This window comes from Robinsoniella sp. KNHs210, assembly GCF_000686105.1.
Lineage (GTDB): Bacteria > Bacillota > Clostridia > Lachnospirales > Lachnospiraceae > Robinsoniella > Robinsoniella peoriensis.
On sequence record NZ_JMLZ01000002.1, the window covers coordinates 3,011,756 to 3,036,746 of the forward strand.

The following is a 24,991-nucleotide window of genomic DNA, read 5'->3' on the forward strand; positions in this document are numbered from 1 at the left end:
TATAATTCAACTTGTTAACTGTTATTACCTAAAATTCTTTTTTAGCTAATCCAAATACCATTAGACCAACTATTGCTTGTTTCTGTTGTACTTCCTTTTGTCGCCATATGAACACCTTGGATTCTATAATAATATCCTTTTGCAACAACTAATGATGTACTATATGATGCTTGAGTTGTGTTATAAGCTGTATGATATCTCTGATCCACAGAAACCCAATTTCCATTTACTAATCTTTCTAAATACAGATTGACAATAACTTTATCGCAAGGGCGTGTACACATTGTCATGCCTGATATTTTGATAACTCCATTTCCATAATCATCAATTGATCCATATCCGCTTGATAAGTAGTCTCCACGAGCTTTTGCACTCCACGTTCCTTTCACACTTTTTTCAGATGTTAATAACGAACCATCTACCATCTGACCATCCATTGGTCCTGCTGCATTAACGTTTAGCGACATTAAACTAAAACACAATACTAAACATATTACTATTGAAAGCCTTTTCTTGATTGTTTTCATATTTCCTCCTTTGTATTTATATTTTACATTACATATATATAAACGTATTAGGCGCAAAAATATAACGTAAAAACTAAAAATAAATATTATTTAATAATTTTGTAAAATCTTCTCTAGACATTATTGCTGAAACTGAATAATAAACATAATTATATTCAAATTGTGCAACATACTCTTTTTCCCCATTAGGGTTTTCAATTTCTGATGCTGCAGCAACTCTATTATCTAAATATGTAATCTGAAATGAATCTGTATACTTTCCATCAAAAACTTGATATCCTGAAGAATCCAGGCTTTTTTTACACATTACAACATTTACAATAGTATCATTGTACGTATATTGTACAATGATATTATTTGTAATCTGATCAATATTATAAGTCAAAAACTCCATACCCTTAGGTTTATATAAAAATTTTATTGGTGCTAAATCTATCTTTTCCTCAATCTCCTTATACATCTGGCTCTCTTCTGCTGAATTGCCCTCAATTATATGATCACTATTGTCTATGCTAACGTTAATACTATTTGAAGAAATCGTATTCAATAACGCAATCAAATACTCCCTATTAGCCGAACTAGTCATACTAACCCCAAACAAACACAAGCAAACCATAGCCGCAGCTCCAGCGAATTTCAACACCTTGTCCCGCTTGCGCTGCGCCAGCTTTCTTTTTCCAATCGCAAGGGCCTTCTTATCTTCGTCCGAAAGCAAGTTATATATTTGCTCACGATTCCCTTCACCATGAGCATAATTTACCTTCTTTTCTTCCCCCACAACAGTCTCCAGAATCTCCTCTGCCTTTGCTGGTTCCGTTTCTTCTTCATCAACCCACTTCTTCTCGTCCTTCAGTTTCTGAATAATTGCAGCGAAAAGTTCAGGTGGTTCCTCTATTTCATCTATGTAATCTAAATTCTGATCTGAATTTAAAATTTTTTCGTATTCATCTGCCTCTATCATTAATTGCCGTCGGAGAGCCTCATCCATATTATCCTCGGATTCTGTAATCTCCGAGAAAATTGGAAAAGGCTCAATTTTATCACTGTTTTTTCTTTGTTTTCCTTCCACTATTTACTCCCCTCTGCACGAGCAACGTTGCGTATATATCCGATAGCTTTTTAATATAATTATATCCCATCCCGCCCAGTCCCGTCTTGACTTTTTTTCATAACAGTATAATATGTATCTATGATGAACTTTTTGGAGGATGAATATGAAACGAATTATTCTTACAGGTGGCGGCACCGCCGGCCATGTTACACCTAATATTGCACTACTTCCTCGTCTGAAGGAACTGGATTACGATGTTCAATACATTGGTTCCTTTGACGGAATTGAAAAAAAATTAATTGAAGAACTTTCTATTCCCTATTATGGAATCGCTTCCGGTAAATTGAGACGTTACTTTGATCCAAAGAACTTTTCAGATCCATTCAAAGTAATAAAGGGCTACTTTCAGGCTCGAAAATTGATGAAGCGCCTGAAACCGGACGTTATTTTTTCCAAGGGCGGATTTGTAGCTGTTCCGGTAGTTCTTGCGGCAAAACACAGACATATCCCAGTCATTATACATGAGTCAGATATGACACCCGGTCTGGCAAATAAACTTTCCATCCCATCTGCTGATAAAATATGCTGCAATTTTCCTGAAACGCTTTCACACCTACCGGAAGGAAAAGCCTTTCTTACCGGATCTCCCATACGTCAAGAGCTCTTATCCGGTAATAAACTGGCGGCGCTGAAGTTCTGTGGATTTACAGCAAATAAGCCCGTCCTGCTGATTATTGGCGGCAGTCTTGGTTCCGCTGCTGTCAATGCCGCTATTAGGAATATATTACCACAACTCTTGAAAACTTTCCAGGTAATTCACTTATGTGGAAAAGATAAAATCGATGAATCTTTAAAAAATATGGAAGGTTATGTACAATACGAATATATCAAACAAGAACTGGCGGATCTGTTCGCCCTTGCAGATGTAGTTGTCTCCAGAGCAGGTGCAAATGCAATCTGTGAATTACTGGCACTGCGCAAACCAAATCTCTTAATTCCGCTCTCTGCAGCAGCTAGCCGTGGAGATCAGATTTTAAATGCTGCTTCTTTCAAACGTCAGGGATTCAGCGAAGTATTGGAAGAAGAAACTCTCTCTCCGGAGGTACTGCTAAACACTATCCAAAAATTATATGAATCCCGGCGCACCTACGTTGCTGCTATGGAAAAAAGCCAGCAAAATGATGCAATCGGGAAGATCGTTACATTAATCGGACAGGTAATACAAGGAAAGTAGAGGCGCTCGCCTCTACTTTTCTCTATAATCTTTCAGATATTTCTGCCTTATGTACTTCTTAGCCCTGCATAATCTTGCTCGGAATACTGTGACTGCAATCCCAAGTTTTGCCGCTGCCTCTTCCTGGGTCAGTCCATTCACATAGCTTTGGTAAATTACTTCGTACCATCTTTCATTCATCTGCTTTAAATCGTCAAAAATTGTAAACAGCAATTGTGTATTTGCCGTTCTGTTCACTAACTCATCAATTGAATATTCGACCGCTGTATTAATACTGGATGTGGGCATAATCACTTCTCTTCTTACACTTGCTTTTCTGGAATTATCTATCACCGCTCTTTTTGCAGTAATGAGAAGCCATGCCTTAATAAAATCCGGCGCTACTGTATCCATATTGTCATAATATTTCCAAAATACGTGTTGACAGACTTCTTGTGCCAACTCAAAATCCCCAGTCTGATCCAAAGCAGCTTTTATGACCAGACGATGATATCTGTTATATACTTCTGTAAACAATTTATTCTTCATCTTTTGTAGTGTCCTCTTCTCAGCTTATGCTTTAAATTTGGAAAGTATCTCTTCTTTGTCTTTCTCCGTCAAGGTTCCGGGTTTCCACGTTACACCGACATGATCTTTTGTTCTGCGCGGTATGAGATGAATGTGGAAATGAAATACAGTCTGACCTGCTGCTTCCCCATTATTTTGCAGAATATTGATCCCATCGCACTCCAGTGTGTCCATTAACTGAGCAGCCATCTTCTTTGCCAAAGTGTAAGCTTTTTGGAGTAAGGAATCTGGCATCTCGAAAATATTCGCATAATGTTCCTTCGGAATAATCAGAGCATGCCCTTTCGATGCCGGTCCTAAATCAAGTATTACCTTGAAATCTTCATCTTCAAATATTGCCGCCGAAGGTATTTGTCCATTCGCTATTTTACAAAAAATGCAATCATTTTCTTTCATAAACTCTCTCCTTTTCCTAATAATTATTCACTATTATGTTAGATATTTTGTAAAATTATGTCAATAATATGTATTTGCTATTTTTCGAAACCAATGCTATTCTATGCATGGAGGTGTCGATATGTTAACTAAAAATGACGAAAAACAGATGAAAGCCCTCATGAATGAGCGTGAGGATTTCCGCTATATCATAGAAAAGCTGAAAGAAGATCAACAATTTACTGTATCCCAGATTTCTCATGAGATTCGCAATCCTGTTACTTTAATAAACAGTTCTCTGCAATTGATCGAAAAGCAACATCCGGAAGTAAGAAGCTTTGCTTTTTGGAATCAGACCATGGAAGATATGATGTTCCTCAGAAAACTACTGGACGAATTATCCTCTTTCAATAACGGAGAACGCCTTGCTCTTCAGGAAATGAATGTAAAGTCCTGGATTGAGGCTCTTGCCGGGTCTATTGCAACCCATTTACGTGATACTGATATTGATTTTTCCTGTGACTTTCAGAAAGTGCTGCCCCATATTACTGCTGATGACACTAAATTACACCAGGCAGTCTACAATCTGCTGCGTAATGCCGTCGAAGCAATAGACGACTGCGGTCATATTATCTTTCGAGCGTTAACGAAAGATAAAAAACTGATTATACAGGTTATTGATGATGGTTGTGGCATCCAGGAAGAAGATCTGGATACTTTGTTTGCCCCTTTTGTAACACATAAAAAATGTGGCAGCGGACTTGGGCTCGCCATTACCAAACGAATTGTGGAAGCACATGACGGCAGCTTAACCGTGAAATCCACTCCTGGTACAGGAACCTGCTTTACCATCCTCCTTCCTTATTGCTAGCCTACATAGCTGCATTCTTTAGTCATGAATATTTATTAAATTATTGCATGCTATCATGATCATATTGCTCTATCGGGACACGTTTCTTTTTACGATAGAGCAAAATCGCAAGAAGTACGCCTGTTATCAGGCCACCTACATGCGCCGAGTTATCTATTCCGGCACTGGAAAATCCTTGAAACAAGGTAAGGGCTGCCATTAGTCCCAGCCTTTTACCCGTCAGATCTTCCAGTTTTCCTTTATTTCTTGCTATGATAAATACAAGTGCTCCAATAACTGCAAATACTGCCCCCGATGCTCCGGCTGAAACTGCAAAATCACCGGTTTTCATATCATACCACATCGATAACAGGTTGCCTCCAAGACCACCAATCACGTAAATCAGAAGATAACGTATTTTTCCCACAGATCTTTCCAGAGTATCTCCCAGAAAAATAAGCACCAGCATATTGCTGAATAAATGCTCAATTCCAAAATGCAAAAACATGCAGGTGAATAGCCGGTAATATTCTCCATGCTCTAAAACCCATGGAGTAAAATTTGCACCATGAGTCAGCATAAACTGAACATCCTCTGTATCTCCTATTAATTCCATTACAATAAAAATACCAATGTTAAGAAGAACTATAACTAGATTCATTATAGTCCTGGATTTCAAAAAATCTTTAATTTCGTCCATAGAATCGCCTCTTGCCCTATTGTAACAGATGAATTTCTATTTGCATAGTACTAAGTCACAATTATTAACGCAATTTTAACATAGGTTTATACCATGTTACTACATTATTTTACATTTTTAGAATCTGGTTTCTCATTTTTGTACACCTCCCATTTTCGTCTATTTAACCATACATCTTTTCATAATAGTTTCAGAACCACATCATTTTTACAATAAAAAGCGGACATCATCTGCCCGCTTTTATTATTTCTGTAAACGCCTATCGATCTATCAACAAGATTATTTGTAAATTTTTGAAAAAGCTTTTCTATGCATTTCTCCTAAATATATTCGATTCCCACTAAAGTGCTTGTGTTTCAATTTGTTGCCACCGTAATAAAATTCCAAACATTTTTAATAACCAATATTATCAGATTATCCATGAAATCATGTCGTTTCATCAAAATATTAAACTTCTATAAAGAATAATGCATTAATTTTCTACTAATTCTTATCTAAAATACTTTTACCATAAGTTTATTTTTATATATGTTTGTTTCCATAAAATAGAACCTGGTTCTACGGTTTATTTCTAATATTTACCAGGTATATTGATGAAAGCTTTAACCTTTGACACCCCCAGCGGTAAGTCCCGAAACAAAATACTTTTGAAGGAATAAAAAGATAATAAACAAGGGAAGCATTACAATACAAATTGCCGCTGTCAGCATTGGCCAGTTGGTGGTGAACATTCCCTGGAAATTCAGTAAGCCTACTGTGATAGGGATTCCTTTATCGGTCAAAAGAGTGGCTATCTGCGCCCACATCAGTTCTCCCCAAACATAAGTGAAGTTCATTACAAAACAAGTCGACATTGCTCCTTTCATAAGAGGTAGTATAATCTTAACCATTGTATTAAATTCCCCGCTGCCGTCTATTCTTGCCGCCTCTAATAACTCTATCGGTATAGTTTCAAAGAAGTTTTTTAAGATAATAATTGTACCTGGCAGAGACCAGCCAACATAACCGATTATAATTGCCGCGTATTGGAGCTTCAGCAGCCCTGTCTTGGATAACATCATATACAGTGGAATAATCATTGATTCTGTGGGGAGTACCTGGATAACAAGCAACAGTACTAAGACCAGATTTGCAAATGGAATCTTCAGTCTGGACAGGGCATATGCCGCACTTAGAGCAAACACCTGTATAAGTACCAGTGATATCACAGCAATGATAACGCTGTTCAAAAAATATTCCCCGATTTTCCCCTCTGTAAAGGCCTGGATATAGTTTTCATAACGAAATTTTTCCGGCAAAGCCCAGACATTCTGATAGAACTCAGGAGTCGTTTTTAACGAAGTAATAAATGAAAAAATAATAGGCAATACATAGAATGCAATGCAGCTCACCATGGCAATACGAAGCAGGATAGAACCAATACTAAACTTTCTAAATGACAAATGGTGTATTTTAGTATTCATAAGTCTCTCCTTTCGCAATTCGTCTGCCAATAATGACACAGATACTTACAATAATTGTTAATATAATACCTATCGCAGAAGCATTTCCAAATTTATTGAATGAAAATGCAGTTGTTATCATTCTTATGGGTGCTGTCATGGATAAATCTCCCGGTCCCCCCTTGGTCATTGTCCAAACCATATCGTAGGTTTTAAATGACCAGAGCAGCATCATGGAAAGTGCCAGTTTAATTGTCGGTTTTATGAGAGGCAGGATAATTAATCTCACTGACTTTATATATCCTGCCCCATCAAGCTTTGCAGATTCAAACAGAGAACCTGGAATAGACAGCATTCCGGTATAACAAAGCATCATAATTGTGCCTGAAAATCTCCACCCCTGTACGATGGCTATGGTCCACAGGACTGTACCCCGTTCTGAAAGCCAGCCATGCTGCAAGGAGGTCAGTCCAACTGCTTTTAGTGCACTGTTTAACAGACCATTATCCTGGGCAAGCACAAATACAAACAACAATCCGATTACCGTCATAGGCATCATACTGGGGCTGTAAAATATAAATCTGCAGAAAGCCCCTTCCTTTTTCCCCAGGCGATAGATGCAAAGTGCAAATAAAATTCCAAGTACCATTGCCACAACTGTGGAAACAACTCCTATAAATACAGAATTTTTAAGTGCAGCCACTGTACTTCTCTCGGTCAAAGCATTGATATAGTTTGCTATACCGACAAATCTCATGTCCGAGTTTCCATTCCATTCATAAAATGAAAGCACCACATTCCAGATCAGGGGGATTAACATGGTAAATATAATAATGAGAAAAGCCGGAAGCATAAACAAGCAACCTGCAATTATTATTTTTTTGTTCAGAACGTGCTTTTCCTTCTTCTGTTTCATATTACTATTTCTCACTTTCCAACTGCTGCTGTGCGCAGCGCTTCTAATTCTTCCAGACAGGTGTCACCATAGAACAGATAATTAGACGGGGTATTATATACAATGTAATCAAACATTTCCGGAGAAATTCCAATTGGCTCTGTCGGGTAAACCTTTGCGGCATCCACACCATATAATTGATAATCGGGATCTGCAGACGCTATGCCCTTTACAGGTACGACATTCCCCGTGTCTGCATACATTTGTAATATTTCTGTACTGGTTAGATATTTCAGTACTTCCACTGCCTTATCCGGATTCTTTGTATTTGCAGTAATAAAGAATCCATCCGATCCGCCCAGCAGATAATTCATATCTGCCTTTCCCATATTGGGCCAGCTTACAATTTCCACATCAAATGCTCCATTTGCTGCTTCTTTAGCAATTCCACATTGATTATTGGTATTTGCAAACATTGCTACCTGCCCCTGTGCGAACGCCGCTGTAATCTGATCCTGAGTTGCTGAGACTGCTCCCTCACCCGGATAGAGATAACTTTTGTCATATAAATCTTTTATTTTATCAAAGACTTCTTTTACCCTGTTGTCCGTGAATGAAATTTCACCCGTATTAAACCTATCCAGCTCGTCCTGGTTATCCCAGCACTGCATCAGGCCATTTCTTACAAACCAGCATGCATTATCTGACTTTACACCAAGTGGAAATGCATCCGTATTTTCTTTAATTTTTTCACAGGCATCAACTAACTCATCCCAGGTCCACTGGTCTTTTACTTCCACACCTGCCTTTTTCATTATATCCGTGTTAACCTGCAGCAATGGATAAACGGTTCCAAACGGAACTGCTACATTTTTATCATCAAACACACCCACTTCCAAAGCGCCCTCTACCCAGGTGTTCTTCCAGTCCTGATCCGAATCTAAATACGGTGTAAGATCAAGTGCCATATCCGACGTGGTGAAATTTTTCATTTGATTTGGCCAGTATTGAACGATATCAACTGCTTCCCCGGCTGCAAACGCTGTTTTAACTGACTTTTCTATTTGAGACTGATCCCAGGTTTTAGATATAAATTTTATCTCCGGAAATTTCTCCTGTACCTTTTTTACAACCTCTGAGGTAACGGGAACCTCGGGATTTTCTATCATCAGAACCATTTCAATGTCTTTGTCCACAGCTTTATTTTCAGCAGCTTTATCCGTAATTTCATTGGCAGCTGTATCGGAACTGCTTTCTTTCATCGTTCCTGTAGTCTCCTTTGCATTCCCACTGCCTCCACATCCGCTTAGTGCTGCTGCTGTCATACTTATCGCCAATAACATCCCAACCAATTTCTTTCTCATATCGTTGTTCCTCCTTTTAATCTGACCAGTCTTTCTCGATGCTCTCTAACCGGATTACGTCGTAATGAACCAGCACTCCTCTGAGGTTGTTAAGCATCATACGGTTTCTTTGATATCCTAATTATACGAAAATAAGCAGTCTAAAAAAACAGGAATAATCTACATTAATTATAGAAAATCTACAATTTTCTTATAAAACCAAAGCAGGAAGAACCCGGGCTTATCACCCTGATTCTTCCTGCTCCTGCACACTTCATTTATTACCCCTTTTTACATTCTGCCGGTGAACACCCCATACATTTTTTAAATGCCTGGGAAAAATAGATGGAGTCATGAAATCCAACCTTTTCTGCAACTTCGTATATTTTCAGATCTGTGTCTACTAGCAATACCTTTGCTTTTTCCATACGCATCCGGTTCAGATATTCTTTAAAAGAAACTCCGACCTCTTTTTTAAACAGATGGCTGAAGTAATTTGGTGTCTTTTCTATATATTCTCCCATATACTCAGCTGTCAGATTTTCCATATAATGCATCTCTATATGATGAACAGCTTTTGCAATTGCACTGCTGTACTTATTCCATATCTCCTGCTTTTCCTGATTCAAAGCCTCCTTAAACAACATTTTTGAATATTCCAGATAATCATCCAAAAAATAATACTTATCCAACCGGGCATGTATGGAAACTGTATGAAATGGTTTTTTTCTGTATTCATTTTTTATGTAATAATTATTTACTTCGATACAACTGTCCAATAAAAACTCCAGTACAATATTCATATCTATAGCCCTGTTATGCCGCATGATGTTCCCCACCTGGTCCACTATTTGTTCTATACGGGACTCACTTTTATTCAAAAAAGCTTCTGTTAGAGCTCTCGTAAGATCTGGTATATTCTTAATTTCATCTGTTTGGCGATTCCTGCAGGTCGCCCCAGTCTGAATGTGGACACTTTCTCTTCCGTCACAGATGCGGTATTCCAGCCAGCTGCATGCAAGATCGTATCCCCGTTTTACCTGAGATAAGGGCACTTCCGTGCTGACCCCAAGGGAAATCGTAATCCCACCTTCCCGATACCAGTCACACTGTTTCATTTTATCATAACAGCTTTTCATCTTGTTCTGCTGATTGAACACATACAGACTGGAAGGCAGTGCGGGCATTAGAAGAAGATACTGGCCTCCCCTGATACGAAAACAGCTGATATCTTCCTCCAGACTCTCTATATAATACAGCACCTTTCGATCCAGTTCACTATATTCACTCCTGTCAGTATCCGGATCAGCCATCAACGCACCGCAGATAGCAGTTCTGGTATCCATGGCACGAAATCTCGTTTGAAGAAATCCCACAATTACATTTGGATCTACCACCTCTGCGCGAAGCACCTCCCGAATAAAATTTTTTTCATATGAACTTTGATATTCCTCTACTTTTGCCTTTGAAAAGCGCTCCTGTATTATTTTCTGCTTTGTTCTGCTGATGAGACCGATTAAATTTTTAACTTTAATAGGTTTCAGTTCGTAGTCCTCTGCACCGTATTTAATAGCACTTTTTAAGTATTCAAAATCAGAATAGCCGCTGATCATAATTACTTTTACATTTTCATCCTTTTCCCGAATCCTCCGCAAAAATTCCAGACCATCCATTTCCGGCATCCGGACATCTGCTAAAATAATATCCGGTCTGAATTCTTCATATATGACCAGTCCTGAAGCTCCATCACCGCAGTTTCGAACTTCTTCTATACCCAGACTGGACCAGTCTATTCCTTCGGTTATTCCTTCTCTTATCTGTACATCGTCATCGATAATCAAGATTCTCATTTATTCCTTCCCCCTGCATTGGCATCGTCACCCTGACTTCTGTTCCTACACCTGTCCTGCTCTTGAAATACAACCCATATTCTTTTCCATATTTTAATTTAATCCGTTGATCCAGGTTCTTCAGGGCAAATACATTGTGCTCTTCCTGAGCATCCGCCAATTTTTCCCGTATCTTTTCTTCATCCGTACCAACCCCATTATCACGGACAATTATCGTCAGCAATTCGTCCTCCTTTTGAATCCATACTTCAATTGTTCCGCCTTCTATCTTTGGTTCTAACCCATGCAGCATTGCATTTTCCACCAATGGCTGAAGAATTAACTTGGGAATTTTAAAATATTTCAAACCCTCTTCCATCTCAATCCGCATTTTAGCACGGTTTTTATACCGGGAATTCATGATAAACATATAATTTTTAAGATGATTTACCTCTTCTTCAATAGTCACCATTTCTTTTCCGCGGCTAAGTACATGCCGAAAGATATCAGACAATGCCTCCAGCTGTTCAGCAACATCATAATCCTTTTCCTTAACTGCAAGCCAATGAATGGAATCCAGTGTATTATATAGAAAATGTGGGTTGATCTGAGAAGTTAACAGTTGAAGTTCCGCCTCCTGGCTATAAATCTTAGATATATATACCTCCTGAATCAATTCTTCCAAACGTTTTGATACCTGTACAAATTCGCTGCTTATTGTCCCAATCTCATCCCGGCTGTTATTCACCAGTTCAATATTAAACTGCCCTTTTTTTAGCTTTTTCATTTCCCCAAGCAGCTTGTCCAAAGGCCGGATAATAAATCGTTCCTGCACTTTTGCAAATATAAAACCAAAAGTCACACAAAGGCTAACGGCCAATACCATCAAATAAACATACAATGTATTGGATCTCAGAATCTCCTTAGTGGGAACCTCATTGACCAAATACCACCCATTCCTATTGCTTTTCGTATATAAGACCGTCATATTCTTATTTTCAATGGTGGTTTCAAAATATCCCTGATTCCCCGCAAGCTTGTCTCTGATTTGTTCATACCTGCTGTATGTCTGACCAAGTTCTTCTTTATTGGTAGCTGACATAATGTTTCCATCGCAATCCATTAAGAAACTTTCCCATGAATTCTGATTGAGATAAGGCTGATATGCCGCACACATCTCTTCCTCCGGAACACTGATACTTAAGACAGCATTTACACCTTCCTGTGGATGTATACCATTATAATATGTAACAACTGTTTCTTTTTTATCTTCTTTATATAGAGGAAACAGATCCAGAATATACGGCTGGGACCAAAAGCTCTTCCCTTCTGCCTGCTCCATCTGTTCTAAGTACTCTTTGTTTTCCGTATGCAGAACCTTTCCCCTCTGATAGATGATTTTCCCATCCATACTCAGACATAGCGCACTGAAATATTCCTTATTCCTGGTTGTGCTGTCATACCATTCTTTCAGTTCCCAGTAATCTTTCTTCGTGGCTGTTCCAAGCAAAATTTTCTGCATCCAGCTGTTAATCATCAACTTTGACGTAACATCCTCTACGTCATAAAATATTTTATCCACATCTTTATGTACTTCTTTTAGTATAATAATACCAGACTCACAACTGCTTTTTTTGTCAATATGATTGATCCATATAGAAAAGCATCCCCCCGCAATCAGCAGCGGAATAATCACAAAAATCACTAATGATGAGAATAACTTTCTTTTCAGCGTTAAATCCCTGAATTTTCCCAATCCACATTTCCCCCTCAGTATCTTCCTATTATCCACATTTTACATCGTACTAACCACAAAAAGCAACCTCTTCTCTCCATGTTATAAGGCACCGCTCTCATATAACATCCAATATGCTATATTATAACAATCCTTTCGCAATATTTACAAATATTGATTTTATATCCTACCAATTTTGTCAATATATAATAATCTTTTTCATTAAGACCTACTGTATTCGAAAAAGTGCATCACCGCCCTTGACGTGTATACAATGTACATGTTATGATAATCCTGTCAATTAATTAACAATACTTCAATAAATATTCCCTGGCTTTTGTGGGGAAAATTAAGAATATCATATCGTAGGAGGTAATGTATGAGAAGCGAATGGAATGATTTTAACAGTGGTGTTTGGACAAAAGAAATTAATGTCCGTGATTTCATCCAAAAAAACTATACAGTTTATGAAGGTGATGAATCCTTCCTGGCTGAGGCGACAGAAAACACGAAGGAACTGTGGGCTCAGGTAATGGATCTGAACAAAAAGGAACTGGAAGCCGGCGGCGTGCTGGATATGGATACTAAGATTATCTCCACCATTACTTCCCATGGTCCTGGATATTTGAATAAAGAGAAAGAAACGATTGTTGGATTCCAGACTGACAAACCTTTCAAGCGTTCTTTACAGCCTTACGGCGGTATCCGCATGGCGGCAAAAGCTTGTAAAGACAATGGTTATGAATTAGATGCTGAAGTTGATGAGTTTTTCACAAAACACAGAAAGACACATAATGCAGGTGTATTTGATGCCTATACTCCGGAAATGCGTGCATGCCGTTCCAGCCATATCATCACCGGACTTCCGGATGCTTATGGACGCGGACGTATCATCGGCGATTACCGTCGTGTTGCTCTGTATGGTGTTGATCGTCTGATCGAAGACAAAAAAGACCAAAAAGAAAGCACACGTACCATCATGTACTCTGATGTTATCCGTAACCGTGAAGAATTATCCGAACAAATTCGTGCTCTTGAAGAATTAAAAAAATTAGGTGAAATTTACGGATGCGATATTTCCAAACCTGCTACAAACACCAAAGAAGCAATCCAGGCATTATACTTTGGATATCTGGCAGCTGTGAAGGAACAAAACGGTGCAGCTATGTCTCTTGGACGTACTTCTACTTTCATCGATATCTATGCAGAACGTGACTTAAAGAATGGCACTTTTACAGAAGAAGAAATCCAGGAATTCGTAGACCACTTTATTATGAAACTTCGTCTTGTTAAATTTGCGCGTACACCTGAATATAATGACCTTTTCTCCGGTGACCCGACATGGGTAACAGAATCCATCGGTGGTGTTGGTATCGACGGACGTCCTATGGTAACAAAAATGTCTTTCCGTTATCTTCATACTTTAGACAACTTAGGACCTGCTCCTGAACCAAACCTGACCGTACTGTGGTCCACAAGACTTCCTCATAGCTTCAAGGCTTTCTGCGCTAAAATGTCTATAAAGTCTTCTGCTATCCAGTATGAGAACGATGACCTCATGCGAGTAACTCATGGTGATGATTACGCAATTGCATGCTGTGTATCATCTATGCGGGTTGGTAAAGAAATGCAGTTCTTCGGCGCAAGAGCAAACCTTGCAAAATGCTTATTATATGCAATCAACGGTGGTGTTGATGAAGTTTCCAAGAAACAGGTTGGACCGAAATACAGACCAATCACATCTGAATACCTTGATTATGATGAAGTTATGTCCGCATACAAAGACATGATGCAGTGGCTTGCAAGAGTTTATGTAAATACTTTAAATATCATTCACTATATGCATGATAAATACTGCTATGAAAAATTACAGATGTCTCTGCATGATGAAAAAGTAACACGCTGGTTCGCAACCGGTATCGCTGGTCTTTCCGTAGTAGCTGACTCTCTGTCTGCTATCAAGTATGCGAAAGTTAAAGCAGTCCGCGATGAAGACGGAATCGTTGTTGACTACCAGGTAGAAGGAGACTTCCCAAAATACGGAAACGATGATGACCGTGTTGACAGTATTGCAGCTGACCTTGTAAGAACCTTTATGAAATATATCAGCGGAAACCACACATACCGTGGCGGTATCCCTACAACTTCTATCCTGACAATTACCTCAAACGTTGTTTATGGTAAAAACACAGGAGCTACTCCGGATGGAAGAAAAGCCGGAGAACCATTTGCACCGGGTGCGAACCCAATGCATGGACGTGATGAGCACGGAGCAGTTGCTTCCCTCGCATCTGTATCCAAACTTCCATTCCGTGAAGCACAGGATGGTATTTCCAATACCTTCTCCATTATTCCGGGAGCACTTGGTAAAGATGATCAGATCTTCGCAGGCGATATCTCCGTAGATATGGATCTTGGCTGTGGAAGCTGTAATGCGCCAACACTTTTTGACGGCGTAGAAGATGAAGAAAACTAAAATCTAAATTAATTATATGGAGGGCTTATCCTACCCATATATTCGAAATAGATGTAACCGATTGACGCACAGGCAATTATCAATTATAAGGAGGACAATACTATGACAGTAAATAATGCTCAGGTAGAAAACTTAATTAATCTTTTAGATGGCTATGTTGAAAAAGGCGGCCATCACTTAAATGTAAACGTGTTCACCCGTGATACATTACTGGACGCACAGGCTCATCCCGAAAAATATCCACAGCTTACCATTCGTGTATCCGGTTATGCTGTAAACTTTAACAAACTGACAAAAGCACAGCAGGATGAAGTTATTTCCAGAACATTCCATGGTGCAATGTAATATTGCGTGATTGTCATCAATCTAAGGATTCAGGAGGTATAACTATGAAAGGCCGTATTCATTCTTTAGAGAGCTTTGGTACTGTAGACGGGCCGGGTATCCGGTATGTTGTATTTACCCAGGGATGCCCCATGCGCTGTCAATACTGCCACAACCCGGATACCTGGGAGGTAAATGCCGGCACATGGATGGATTCAGAAGAAATTCTGTCCAACTATGATAAGAACCGTGCCTTTTATAAAAACGGAGGTATCACCGTCACCGGCGGTGAACCTCTCCTTCAGATTGACTTTGTAACAGATCTCTTTGAAAAATCAAAAAAAGAAAATATTCATACGTGCATTGATACTTCGGGCATCACCTTTGTTCAGGGAAATTCTGAGTATTTAAAAAAGCTTGATCGTTTATTATCCGTGACAGATCTGGTTATGCTGGATATCAAGCATATTAATATGGAAGCTCATAAAAAGCTGACCGGGCACTCCAACGAACGCATTCTCCAGTTTGCCGAATATCTGGAAAAAAAGAAAATACCTGTGTGGATCCGCCACGTACTGGTACCCGGAATTACTGATGATCCAAAGTATCTGACAGAGCTTGGCAATTATATAGGGGGTCTGTCTAACCTGAAGGCACTGGATGTGCTTCCCTATCACAATATGGGAAAAAGTAAGTATGAACAGCTGGGAATCGATTATCCCCTCAAAGATCTGGACAATTGTCCCAAGGAAAAAGTTGTATGGGCAAAATCCCTGATTTTAGACGGAATTCGACAAAAACGGCAGAAAAATTAACAAATATTTCACTTGTATATTCATTATAAATGTATTAGAATAAATTGAAAGGCTTGGTAGACAAGTCAAAAAACAGTATATTAATTAAGGAGGATATTATCATGGCATATGTAATTTCAGATGAATGTGTAGCTTGTGGATCATGCGCTCCAGTATGTCCAGCAGAAGCAATCAGCGAAGGTGATGGAAAATACGTAATCGATGCAGATACTTGCTTAGATTGTGGAACATGCGAAGCTGAATGCCCAACAGGCGCTATCTCAGCAGAATAATTAAGGTATTTGAACACGGGAGATTTCCTCCCGTGTTTTTTTTATGTCTGAAAACTAATCCCAGATTTAATTCACTGCTCGCAGCCGGCAGGCAACCTGCTGCTTAAGCCAGAACAGCACTATGCCCAGTGGACTTGGAGCTCACTCAATAAAAAAGATATAGAACATAAAATTTATGATCTGCAGGATGAAACAATGTATAAAACCTATATCTCCTTTAATGATTATCAGTCTTTCTCAGATTTTAAATCGTTTGAAAAAGAAAATGATATAAATCTATCATGGGTGGCATGCAGAACCGGTGAGACGGATTCTTACCTGGACTATATAACCGGTTTTCAAACTCAGCCGGAAGGTATTATCCAGCACAATCCTTATCCGGACAGATATCCATATTTAAAACTGGATTCAACTGATCTCTCTCTGAATGAGCTGGATGCATTGACAAATGATGAAAACACCATGAAAAATCATATGGTCAGTATGCTTCGGTATCTTTCTAATCAGAATACCTTCTGCAAAATGATTGGCATTGAAACAGGAATTTTAAAATCTACATCTTCTTATATAGAAGAAAACGGGTTATCTATTTACGGCTTCGTAAGCTGGCTTAACAAAAAAGACATTGAAAAATTACAACATTCAGATATTATAAGATCTGTTTATTATGAATCCTGAAATACTTGCAAATCGTACATTATACGACCTGACGCTGGTCTATTCAGACCTAAACAAAAGTGCTCACCTATAATTATAAGGCGAGCACTTTTGTAATACCAGAGAATAAAGCAGCATAGGTATATAGAGGAAAAATACGTTTTACAATCAGTGTCTCCAAAAAAAGAATCCTTTTTTCTGCTTTGCATCCTCGGACTTCGTTGCAGCCACAAGACGTTTAGAGCCCTGGTTCTGGTGCGCGCGGATAGTCTCATCCAATCTTCTGTATCTGTCTTCCTCTTTTTCCTCACGCAGCTTCATCAGGTAGTCAATTTCTTTGGTAACACTTTCACTGATCTGCTCATTCAGCTCTTTATTATTTTCCTTTAAAGCAGAAGTGACGATGTTACCCACAATTTTTTCAAATTGCAGCAGCTTGTCCACATTGAAATCCAGATCTGACAGCGCCGTTTCCAATACATCTGCATCGCACTTTTCGGATTCTTTTTTATCCGAAGACATTTCTTTTTTACTGTCCTTAGCGGCTCTTTCCTGTTTGTTTCCATTCTGATGGGACTTGTCCTTCGAACCTTCATTTGAAATCTCCTTATGGGGCTTCTGAGGGCCTTCAGATGATTGTTCTTTATGTTGATCTTTCTCTGGCATGGAATCAATATCCTGCTCCGGTTTATTTGCTTCATGATCTTTATCAAGTGATTTCCTGTTTAGTTTTTCTTCCAGGTGAATAATATTATCTGTATTCTTGATTTCTCTTTTTGCAATCTCCGGTATTAAAACTTTTATCGCTTTTAATTGAAATCCTCTCTCTTTGAGTTCTTTAATATTCTGGAATATACGAATATTTTCTTCTGTATAGTATCGGTGACCCAGTTCCGTCCGCGCAATGGGAAGCTCCAGCTCCTCTTCCCAATAACGCAGAACATGCGCTTCAACTGCGACCTTCTTAGCCGCATCGGAGATCATATATCTCGTCTCGTCCATTATTTCCATACGTCCCCTCCATTATAAAATAGAATCTATACAGGCATTTTGGCCATAAGCAAAAAGTAAATCTGCACATGGCTATTATATCATATTGATTCTTAGATTCAAACATGGAGATATCGCAATTAATGTCAGGAATATGCCTGATTCATCAGTATAATGCAGGCTTCGACGTATTTCCTGTTCAACGTGTTTAGTACATTGCTAATTTTTCCAAACGGGAAACCTCTTCTTTTGTTAAGATGTATTTTTCCTGTACCTTAATAAGGGGTACATTGTTATGAATGTCTTCTAATGCATTCAGCATATCACACCTGGCTTTACCTGTTGCCCGCGTTACTGCTTCCCCTACTGCCTCTTCTATTTCCGTTTTAAATAACTCCCTGATTGCTTCACACATATTATTCTTTGCCTCCTTAAACTCATTTTTATTGGATCTTATAATAAGATTCATCGCTGACTGATAGAGCTGGTTTTTTTGATTCTTTTCGTATTCCCACGATAAATTTTCAATTAGCCTTCTGTCATTTATTCCTTCATCTAATCCTCTTAACCACAGATTTTCCTCTTTTGTAAGCATTCTGGTTATGAGTAACTGCATTGGCATAATATCACCCAAAATATAAAAAATCCCTTCCTCTTGTTTCACAATCTGAAAGCCTCTTACCTTTTTCCAATGATTAATTAATTTTACGGGAAAACGCCTGCTTACAAACGTCAGGGTAATATCCCTTATATCGATTGGATCATGAGTACTTCCTTCCTGCTTAAACAGACAGGCATATGCATAGCTTTTGTAAAAGTCATCTATACTTAAATAATCTCTTGGATTTTTATATTCTATAATATTATACTTTCGAAAAATCTGACCGATATTCTTTTTAATCCGGAAATTTTCTTTATTTTTTATTACCAATACATCAATTTGCTTTGGTTTGGTACCCAGCATATGTTCATTCTCAAAGTCCAGATGTTTCGACTCATCCTGCAGCTCTATCTGCAATACTGCATAAAAAGCCGGATGCCATTGCAACATCTCCCCGGGCATGAATCCACTCCCTTCTTTGGATCCATTACCACAACTACTGTATGCCTCAAGATAAGAAGCGAAAGATCCATTTTATTTTTTAATCATACTCTAATGCGAGTTAATATACGGCAAGCGGGACGTGCAGATAGAATATTTAAACTTCAAACAGGAACTAATACTTACTGCAATACCTTTAAACCACCTTGCCAGGAATATCATTTTAAACACAATACTTAAATTATTTTATATGGGAATTAAAAGCAGAACTGCTCTATTAGAAATATATTATTATTATAGAACACAACATCTTAAAAGTCAACACAAATATTTATATTATAAAATTTCTATAATTATATTAACATAATGTATATAAATTTTATAATAAAAGCGCTCACCGTTTAAGATGAACGCTCTTTCCTTTATTTCTGCATGTTTGCAAATTTCGTGTAATTCGGCAGCCAAACAAGTTCTATCGTGCCTATCGGACCGTTTCTCTGCTTTGCAATGATAACTTCCGCAATATTGGGCCTGTCTGTATCTTTGTTATAATAATCGTCACGATACAGGAACATTACCACATCGGCATCCTGCTCAATCGCCCCGGATTCACGAAGGTCAGATAACATTGGCCGATGTTCCGGCCTCTGTTCAACGGCACGGCTAAGCTGGGACAGAGCAACCACAGGTACATGTAATTCCCTTGCAACTTCTTTCAGAGAACGGGAAATATCTGAGATTTCCTGCTGCCTGGAATCCGTTTTTTTACTTCCAGTCATCAGCTGCAGGTAGTCGATGATAATAATTCCCAGATCCTGCTCAAGTTTATATTTACGGCACTTGGAACGTAAATCATTAATTGAGATACCCGGTGTATCATCGATGATCAAATGGGATTTTCCAATAATTCCTGCACCTTCTATCAGCTTAGACCAGTCTTCATCTGAAAGATTTCCTGTTCGTATGGATTGTGAATCAACCTTTGATTCCAGAGAGAGCAGACGATTTACCAACTGCTCTTTTGACATTTCCAAACTGAAAATAGCCACTGTTTTATTTTCTTTGAAAGCCATGTTCTGTGCAACATTTAATACAAAAGCAGTTTTACCCATGGATGGACGAGCTGCTATCAGAATAAGATCGGAGGGCTGGAATCCTGACGTTTTATAATCCAGGTCTATAAATCCAGTAGGGATTCCGGTAACACTTCCCTTATTCTTGGCAGCCTGTTCTATTTTATCCAACGCGTTAAGCACTACCTCTTTAATCGGAACATAATCACCCGAGGTATTGCACTGGACGATATCAAATATCTTCTTCTCAGTATCTCCCAGAATGTCTTCCAGCCTGTCCTTAGCCACATAACAGGTATTAGCGATATCTTCCGTAGTACGAATCAATTTTCTGAGCATTGATTTTTCCTGGACGATATTTGCATAGTATTTTACATTTGCCGAGGTTGGTACCGCATTTAGCAGATCCCTGACAAATTCCAGGCTGCTGATTTCAGGAGGAACTTCCTTTTCCTTCAGGCGGTCCTGTAATGTAATCAGATCCACCGGTTTGCCCTCATTATATAACTCCAGCATGGATTCAAATAAAACCCCGTATTGGTGCTGATAGAAATCTTCGCTGCTGATAATCTCGGAAGCAGTCATAATCGCTTCTCTATCCATGATCATAGAGCCAATTACAGACTGTTCTGCCTCGACGCTATGTGGCAATATTCGTTTTATGAGTGCTTCTTCCATGTCAGACTTCCTCCTAAGCTTCCTTTACTACAACCTTTAATTCTGCTGTTACTTTAGGGTGCAGCTTGATTGGAACAAGCGTAGTTCCAAGAGCCTTGACCGGACTTGTAAGCATCATTTTTTTCTTATCAATATCATATCCCAGCTGCGCCTTCGCTGCTTCTGCAATTTCTTTGGTGGAAACAGAGCCAAATGTTCTTCCGCCCTCTCCGACTTTGATGGATACGGTAACCTGCTTTTCAGCAATTTCTGCTGCAAACGCCTTTGCCTCATCCAGAATCTGCTGCGCTACTTTTTCCTCATGTGCTTTCTGAAGCTTCAGGTCATTGATATTCTTTGGTGTTGCTTCAATGCCCAGTTTTTTCGTGAATAAATTTCTTGCATATCCATCGCTGACATTTACAATTGCGCCTTTGTTTCCAAGTGATTTTACATCTTCTAATAATATAACTTTCATTTAAATCGCTCCTTCTTCTGTCATTTTAATTATTACATCCTTTAATTTGCTGATAGCCTCTTCTACCGTTGTATCTTTTAACTGGGCACCGGCTATATTCAGATGTCCTCCACCGCCCATACGTTCTGTAATGATCTGTACGTTGACCTCATCGATCGAACGGGCGCTGATATATACCTGTTTATTAAACGGTGTAAACACAAAAGATGCCTTCACACCGATAATATTCAATAATTCATTCGCTGCCTGAGCTCCCACTACCGTAGGGCTTTCAATATTTTCACTCGGACAGATACTAAATGCATAGCAGTTCAGGAACAGCTCCGCATGACGGACCGCTTCTGCCCTCGCCTTATATGCAGACATATCATTCCTGAGCATTTTACGGACTCTTGTAACATCTGCTCCACAGCGTCTTAAAAATGCTGCTGCTTCAAAGGTACGAACTCCCGTCTTTGCCACAAAATTATTTGTATCAATAATAATTCCTGCATAGATACAATCTGCTTCTATGTTCTTAAGCTTAATGCCATCCACAAAATACTGCAGTATTTCAGCAACCATCTCACAGGTTGAAGATGCATATGGCTCAATATAAGACAATACTGCATTTTTAATAACTTCACTGCTCTGGCGGTGATGATCCAGAACAACAATTGTTTTTGTCTGTTCTAAAATAGACGAGCATTCAGCCATACTTGGGCGATTGGTATCAACAACTACCACAACCGTATTGTTATCTACGATTTCTTCCGCCTGGGCATGGTTTACAAACATATCACTTTCATAATCTTTATTATTCAAAAACATATTCATCCAGGGACGAATCGAACTGTTTACATCTTCGATTACAATATGAGCCTTTTTATTCATGAGCCTCGCCGCACGGTAGACACCTATGGAAGCTCCAAAAGAATCAATGTCGGTAATCTTGTGGCCCATGACCACCACATCTTCTTTGCTGTCAATAAACTCACGCAATGCGTGTGCTTTTACCCTTGCTTTAACACGGGTACTCTTTTCCATCTGCTGTGATTTTCCGCCGTAATAAGAAATTTTCTCATTATCCTTTACGACAGCCTGATCGCCGCCGCGCCCAAGCGCCAGTTCTATTGCAATACGTGAAAAATCATAATTCTGTACATAGCCATTTCCATTTACACCAATACCGATACTAAGTGTAACGCTCATATCGTTGCCGATATTAACGGACTTTACTTCCTCTAATAAGGAAAACCGGTTAGATTCCAGCGTTGTTAAAGATCTCTGTCTGATAGCAATAAAATACTTATCTTTCTCAATTTTCTTTACAATACCATCCAGGCTTGTGATGTATTTATTTATTTTACGGTCTATCAGTGCCATCAACAGCGATCTGCGGACTTCCTCCACGCTCTCTAGGGCTTCATCATAATTATCAATATAAATAAGTCCGGCAACCAGTTTCTGCTCTTTATTTTCTCTTATATACTGATTTAATTCTGTTGTATCAAACAGATATACCGCAATTAAATAATTCTGGTCTTCCGGCACTTCTACAATATTTACAGAATCTGCCAGTTCCTCAATCGATACCCGCTGAAGCTGGGCACGGTAATCTTCTCCGTCAAAATGAACTTCTATGGTCTGGATATCTTCATTTTTAGGCAAGACATTAACACTGATCTCAGGAAACAGGTTTAATATATTCTTATGATATTTCGGATCTTTTCCCACCGCATTACAAAATGCCTCATTCATCCATATGATCTTACCCTCGGTGTCCAGCAAGCCATAAGGTATCGCAAATTTCTGAAGCATCTTCTTCTGTATCTGCCCATATTGTGTGGCAAACGACACAAGTTCTGTCATAATACGGGGTTTGTACAATACAAATACGCCGATAATCAAAACAATATATACCACACTGAACAGCGCTGCTGCGATCCCGGCCTTGGTATCCACTGCAAAAACTGCAATATTCATCAGCAGTAAAAACACTACCAGGGCCAGCGGCCATTGCATATATGATTTTAATCTTCCGCTATATTTAATCTTTCTATTTATCTTTTTCATAGATTGTACTCCCATACTTAAAAAAGGATAGTATTAACTACTCTATTCTATCACAAAATCTATTAGTGGGAAAGACCTTTTTATGTAGTCCTCTTTCAAACAAAATGTGATTATAGAAATCCCCTTGTTATTTCCGGTCATATTATGTTAGAATGAAGCTGTATCAAAAAACTAACGAAAACATTAAGGAGTGGAATACATGGGTGGAATATTCGGCGTAGCTTCAAAGACAAGCTGTGTGCAAGATTTATTCTTTGGAATTGACTATCATTCACATTTGGGTACCAGAAGAGGCGGTATGGCAGTCTATGGAAAAGACGGATTCAACAGGGCAATCCATAATATTGAGAATTCCCCTTTTCGTACTAAATTCGAACGGGACATTGATGAACTGGAGGGTAATCTGGGAATCGGCTGTATCTCTGATAATGAACCTCAGCCTTTATTGGTGCAGTCACATCTTGGCAGTTTTGCCATTACAACCGTAGGTAAAATCAACAATATTGACCAGCTGGTACAAAATGCATATGACAACGGCTGTACTCATTTCCTGGAAATGAGCGGCGGTCTGATTAATGCAACCGAACTGGTCGCTTCTCTAATCAATCAAAAGAGTTCTATATTAGAAGGAATGTTATATGTTCAGGAGATGGTAGAAGGCTCCATGACCATGCTGGTTATGACCCCTACTGAGATTTATGCGTCCAGAGACCGTATGGGAAGAACACCACTTGCAATTGGCAAGAAGGAAGACTCCTATTGTGTATCCTTTGAGTGTTTTGCCTATGTCAACCTGGGTTACCTCGATTATAAAGAACTGGGGCCGGGCGAAATTGTAAGAATCACCCCTGAAAGTGTGGAAACCCTCAGCAAACCAAGAGAAAAAATGAAGATCTGTTCCTTCCTCTGGGTTTATTATGGATATCCCACATCCTCCTATGAAGGAGTCAATGTGGAGCAGATGCGTTACAATTGCGGACGTCTTCTGGCTAACCGGGATACGGTTAAACCAGATGTTGTTGCCGGTGTTCCTGATTCCGGAGTTGCTCACGCAATCGGTTATGCAAATGCAACCGGGATTCCTTATTCCCGCCCTTTCATTAAATATACACCAACCTGGCCCCGTTCCTTTATGCCCCCGAAACAAAGCCAGCGTAATATGATCGCGAAAATGAAGTTAGTTCCGGTGGAAGCCTTAATCCGTGACAAAAAACTGTTATTAATCGATGATTCTATCGTACGCGGTACACAGCTTCGGGAAACTACTGAATTTCTTTACCAGGAGGGTGCAAAAGAAGTACATATACGTCCTGCCTGCCCGCCTTTAATGTTCGGCTGCAAATATCTGAACTTTTCACGTTCAAATTCTGAAATGGATTTGATTACACGACGGATTATTCGTGAACGGGAAGGGGAAAACGATATCAATATGCTGGATGACTACACCAATCCGGACAGCCAGAACTATATCGAAATGATAGACGAAATTCGAAAACAGCTTAATTTCACTACCCTGCGTTACCACCGGCTGGATGATATGCTGGCTTCTATCGGCATCGAACCATGCAAATTGTGTACCTATTGCTGGAACGGAAAAGAATAAA

General features: G+C 39.1%; 23 protein-coding genes. 8 read left to right on the top strand and 15 right to left on the bottom strand.

What is annotated here, in order from left to right; all coding sequences use genetic code 11:
* Positions 1–41 precede the first annotated feature (41 nt).
* Both CD03_RS36280 and CD03_RS0120205 read right to left on the bottom strand, forming a co-directional pair.
* Entirely contained in the window at positions 42–527 is a 486-nt protein-coding gene (locus CD03_RS36280; protein WP_052377889.1) for a DUF6147 family protein, read from the bottom strand.
* A 73-nt stretch (positions 528–600) separates the two neighbouring features.
* Positions 601–1,596: a DUF4367 domain-containing protein gene (locus CD03_RS0120205; RefSeq protein ID WP_027295181.1), complete on the bottom strand. Its 996-nt coding sequence runs from the start codon at positions 1,594–1,596 to the stop codon at positions 601–603.
* Positions 1,597–1,741: 145 nt separating this feature from the next.
* Between CD03_RS0120205 and CD03_RS0120210 the strand changes: the two genes are divergently transcribed.
* Positions 1,742–2,812, top strand: a complete 1,071-nt coding sequence (locus CD03_RS0120210; protein WP_027295182.1) for an undecaprenyldiphospho-muramoylpentapeptide beta-N-acetylglucosaminyltransferase — start codon at positions 1,742–1,744, stop codon at positions 2,810–2,812.
* Between the two features lie 12 nt (positions 2,813–2,824).
* Here the strand turns inward: CD03_RS0120210 and CD03_RS0120215 are convergent, their stop codons facing one another.
* Positions 2,825–3,340: an RNA polymerase sigma factor gene (locus CD03_RS0120215; RefSeq protein WP_027295183.1), complete on the bottom strand. Its 516-nt coding sequence runs from the start codon at positions 3,338–3,340 to the stop codon at positions 2,825–2,827.
* A gap of 24 nt (positions 3,341–3,364) precedes the next feature.
* Positions 3,365–3,775: an HIT family protein gene (locus CD03_RS0120220; protein WP_027295184.1), complete on the bottom strand. Its 411-nt coding sequence runs from the start codon at positions 3,773–3,775 to the stop codon at positions 3,365–3,367.
* A 121-nt stretch (positions 3,776–3,896) separates the two neighbouring features.
* Here CD03_RS0120220 and CD03_RS0120225 point away from each other — a divergent pair, with 121 nt between their 5' ends.
* On the top strand, positions 3,897–4,625 hold the full coding sequence (locus tag CD03_RS0120225) for a sensor histidine kinase (protein ID WP_027295185.1): 729 nt from the start codon (positions 3,897–3,899) through the stop codon (positions 4,623–4,625).
* A gap of 40 nt (positions 4,626–4,665) precedes the next feature.
* Here CD03_RS0120225 and CD03_RS0120230 read toward each other — a convergent pair whose 3' ends face one another.
* From CD03_RS0120230 to CD03_RS0120255, 6 genes are all read right to left on the bottom strand, one after another.
* Positions 4,666–5,304, bottom strand: coding sequence for a rhomboid family intramembrane serine protease (locus tag CD03_RS0120230; protein ID WP_044289535.1), 639 nt, complete (start codon positions 5,302–5,304; stop codon positions 4,666–4,668).
* Between the two features lie 602 nt (positions 5,305–5,906).
* Positions 5,907–6,767 carry a carbohydrate ABC transporter permease gene (locus tag CD03_RS0120235; RefSeq protein ID WP_027295187.1) on the bottom strand — a complete coding sequence of 287 codons (861 nt, stop codon included), beginning with the start codon at positions 6,765–6,767 and terminating at the stop codon, positions 5,907–5,909.
* Complete coding sequence (locus tag CD03_RS0120240; protein ID WP_044289537.1) at positions 6,757–7,662, bottom strand: carbohydrate ABC transporter permease; 906 nt, start codon at positions 7,660–7,662, stop codon at positions 6,757–6,759. The genes CD03_RS0120235 and CD03_RS0120240 overlap by 11 nt, the downstream gene beginning before the upstream one ends.
* Positions 7,663–7,673: 11 nt before the next feature.
* A complete protein-coding gene (locus tag CD03_RS0120245; protein ID WP_027295189.1) occupies positions 7,674–9,005 on the bottom strand; it encodes an ABC transporter substrate-binding protein in 1,332 nt (443 codons plus the stop codon).
* Positions 9,006–9,265: 260 nt separating this feature from the next.
* Entirely contained in the window at positions 9,266–10,834 is a 1,569-nt protein-coding gene (locus CD03_RS0120250) for a response regulator transcription factor (RefSeq protein WP_027295190.1), read from the bottom strand.
* The gene (locus CD03_RS0120255; RefSeq protein WP_027295191.1) at positions 10,812–12,569 is read right to left on the bottom strand and encodes a cache domain-containing sensor histidine kinase; all 1,758 of its coding nucleotides are present in this window, start codon (positions 12,567–12,569) and stop codon (positions 10,812–10,814) included. Before CD03_RS0120255 ends, CD03_RS0120250 begins: the two co-directional genes overlap by 23 nt.
* A gap of 358 nt (positions 12,570–12,927) precedes the next feature.
* Between CD03_RS0120255 and pflB the strand changes: the two genes are divergently transcribed.
* The 5 genes from pflB to CD03_RS0120280 all read left to right on the top strand — a co-directional run bounded on the left by pflB (position 12,928) and on the right by CD03_RS0120280 (position 17,113).
* Positions 12,928–15,024, top strand: a complete 2,097-nt coding sequence (gene pflB / locus CD03_RS0120260) for a formate C-acetyltransferase (protein ID WP_027295192.1) — start codon at positions 12,928–12,930, stop codon at positions 15,022–15,024.
* A 102-nt stretch (positions 15,025–15,126) separates the two neighbouring features.
* Positions 15,127–15,369, top strand: a complete 243-nt coding sequence (grcA3, locus tag CD03_RS0120265; RefSeq protein ID WP_027295193.1) for an autonomous glycyl radical cofactor GrcA3 — start codon at positions 15,127–15,129, stop codon at positions 15,367–15,369.
* 44 nt (positions 15,370–15,413) lie between these two features.
* A complete protein-coding gene (pflA, locus tag CD03_RS0120270) occupies positions 15,414–16,163 on the top strand; it encodes a pyruvate formate-lyase-activating protein (protein WP_027295194.1) in 750 nt (249 codons plus the stop codon).
* Between the two features lie 101 nt (positions 16,164–16,264).
* Entirely contained in the window at positions 16,265–16,435 is a 171-nt protein-coding gene (locus CD03_RS0120275; RefSeq protein WP_027295195.1) for a DUF362 domain-containing protein, read from the top strand.
* 180 nt (positions 16,436–16,615) lie between these two features.
* Entirely contained in the window at positions 16,616–17,113 is a 498-nt protein-coding gene (locus CD03_RS0120280; RefSeq protein ID WP_255348130.1) for an anti sigma factor C-terminal domain-containing protein, read from the top strand.
* A 147-nt stretch (positions 17,114–17,260) separates the two neighbouring features.
* Here CD03_RS0120280 and CD03_RS0120285 read toward each other — a convergent pair whose 3' ends face one another.
* The 5 genes from CD03_RS0120285 to CD03_RS0120305 all read right to left on the bottom strand — a co-directional run bounded on the left by CD03_RS0120285 (position 17,261) and on the right by CD03_RS0120305 (position 23,387).
* Positions 17,261–18,094: a helix-turn-helix domain-containing protein gene (locus CD03_RS0120285; RefSeq protein ID WP_081820487.1), complete on the bottom strand. Its 834-nt coding sequence runs from the start codon at positions 18,092–18,094 to the stop codon at positions 17,261–17,263.
* A 196-nt stretch (positions 18,095–18,290) separates the two neighbouring features.
* A complete protein-coding gene (locus tag CD03_RS34195; protein WP_044289539.1) occupies positions 18,291–19,145 on the bottom strand; it encodes a hypothetical protein in 855 nt (284 codons plus the stop codon).
* 401 nt (positions 19,146–19,546) lie between these two features.
* Positions 19,547–20,875 carry a replicative DNA helicase gene (gene dnaB, locus CD03_RS0120295; RefSeq protein WP_027295198.1) on the bottom strand — a complete coding sequence of 443 codons (1,329 nt, stop codon included), beginning with the start codon at positions 20,873–20,875 and terminating at the stop codon, positions 19,547–19,549.
* Between the two features lie 13 nt (positions 20,876–20,888).
* A complete protein-coding gene (gene rplI / locus CD03_RS0120300) occupies positions 20,889–21,332 on the bottom strand; it encodes a 50S ribosomal protein L9 (protein ID WP_027295199.1) in 444 nt (147 codons plus the stop codon).
* On the bottom strand, positions 21,333–23,387 hold the full coding sequence (locus tag CD03_RS0120305; protein WP_027295200.1) for a DHH family phosphoesterase: 2,055 nt from the start codon (positions 23,385–23,387) through the stop codon (positions 21,333–21,335).
* A 199-nt stretch (positions 23,388–23,586) separates the two neighbouring features.
* On the opposite strand from CD03_RS0120305, the gene CD03_RS0120310 reads away from it, so the two are divergent.
* Complete coding sequence (locus CD03_RS0120310; protein WP_027295201.1) at positions 23,587–24,990, top strand: amidophosphoribosyltransferase; 1,404 nt, start codon at positions 23,587–23,589, stop codon at positions 24,988–24,990.
* Position 24,991 lies beyond the last annotated feature (1 nt).

Bases quoted from the DNA above. Each gene is read 5' to 3' on its own strand.
- CD03_RS36280 (WP_052377889.1), bottom strand. From the start codon at position 527: ATGAAAACAATCAAGAAAAGGCTTTCAATAGTAATATGTTTAGTATTG.
- CD03_RS0120210 (WP_027295182.1), top strand. From the start codon at position 1,742: ATGAAACGAATTATTCTTACAGGTGGCGGCACCGCCGGCCATGTTACA.
- CD03_RS0120215 (WP_027295183.1), bottom strand. From the start codon at position 3,340: ATGAAGAATAAATTGTTTACAGAAGTATATAACAGATATCATCGTCTG.
- CD03_RS0120220 (WP_027295184.1), bottom strand. From the start codon at position 3,775: ATGAAAGAAAATGATTGCATTTTTTGTAAAATAGCGAATGGACAAATA.
- CD03_RS0120225 (WP_027295185.1), top strand. From the start codon at position 3,897: ATGTTAACTAAAAATGACGAAAAACAGATGAAAGCCCTCATGAATGAG.
- CD03_RS0120230 (WP_044289535.1), bottom strand. From the start codon at position 5,304: ATGGACGAAATTAAAGATTTTTTGAAATCCAGGACTATAATGAATCTA.
- CD03_RS0120235 (WP_027295187.1), bottom strand. From the start codon at position 6,767: ATGAATACTAAAATACACCATTTGTCATTTAGAAAGTTTAGTATTGGT.
- CD03_RS0120240 (WP_044289537.1), bottom strand. From the start codon at position 7,662: ATGAAACAGAAGAAGGAAAAGCACGTTCTGAACAAAAAAATAATAATT.
- CD03_RS0120245 (WP_027295189.1), bottom strand. From the start codon at position 9,005: ATGAGAAAGAAATTGGTTGGGATGTTATTGGCGATAAGTATGACAGCA.
- CD03_RS0120250 (WP_027295190.1), bottom strand. From the start codon at position 10,834: ATGAGAATCTTGATTATCGATGACGATGTACAGATAAGAGAAGGAATA.
- pflB (WP_027295192.1), top strand. From the start codon at position 12,928: ATGAGAAGCGAATGGAATGATTTTAACAGTGGTGTTTGGACAAAAGAA.
- grcA3 (WP_027295193.1), top strand. From the start codon at position 15,127: ATGACAGTAAATAATGCTCAGGTAGAAAACTTAATTAATCTTTTAGAT.
- pflA (WP_027295194.1), top strand. From the start codon at position 15,414: ATGAAAGGCCGTATTCATTCTTTAGAGAGCTTTGGTACTGTAGACGGG.
- CD03_RS0120275 (WP_027295195.1), top strand. From the start codon at position 16,265: ATGGCATATGTAATTTCAGATGAATGTGTAGCTTGTGGATCATGCGCT.
- CD03_RS0120285 (WP_081820487.1), bottom strand. From the start codon at position 18,094: ATGGACGAGACGAGATATATGATCTCCGATGCGGCTAAGAAGGTCGCA.
- CD03_RS34195 (WP_044289539.1), bottom strand. From the start codon at position 19,145: ATGCCCGGGGAGATGTTGCAATGGCATCCGGCTTTTTATGCAGTATTG.
- dnaB (WP_027295198.1), bottom strand. From the start codon at position 20,875: ATGGAAGAAGCACTCATAAAACGAATATTGCCACATAGCGTCGAGGCA.
- rplI (WP_027295199.1), bottom strand. From the start codon at position 21,332: ATGAAAGTTATATTATTAGAAGATGTAAAATCACTTGGAAACAAAGGC.
- CD03_RS0120305 (WP_027295200.1), bottom strand. From the start codon at position 23,387: ATGAAAAAGATAAATAGAAAGATTAAATATAGCGGAAGATTAAAATCA.
- CD03_RS0120310 (WP_027295201.1), top strand. From the start codon at position 23,587: ATGGGTGGAATATTCGGCGTAGCTTCAAAGACAAGCTGTGTGCAAGAT.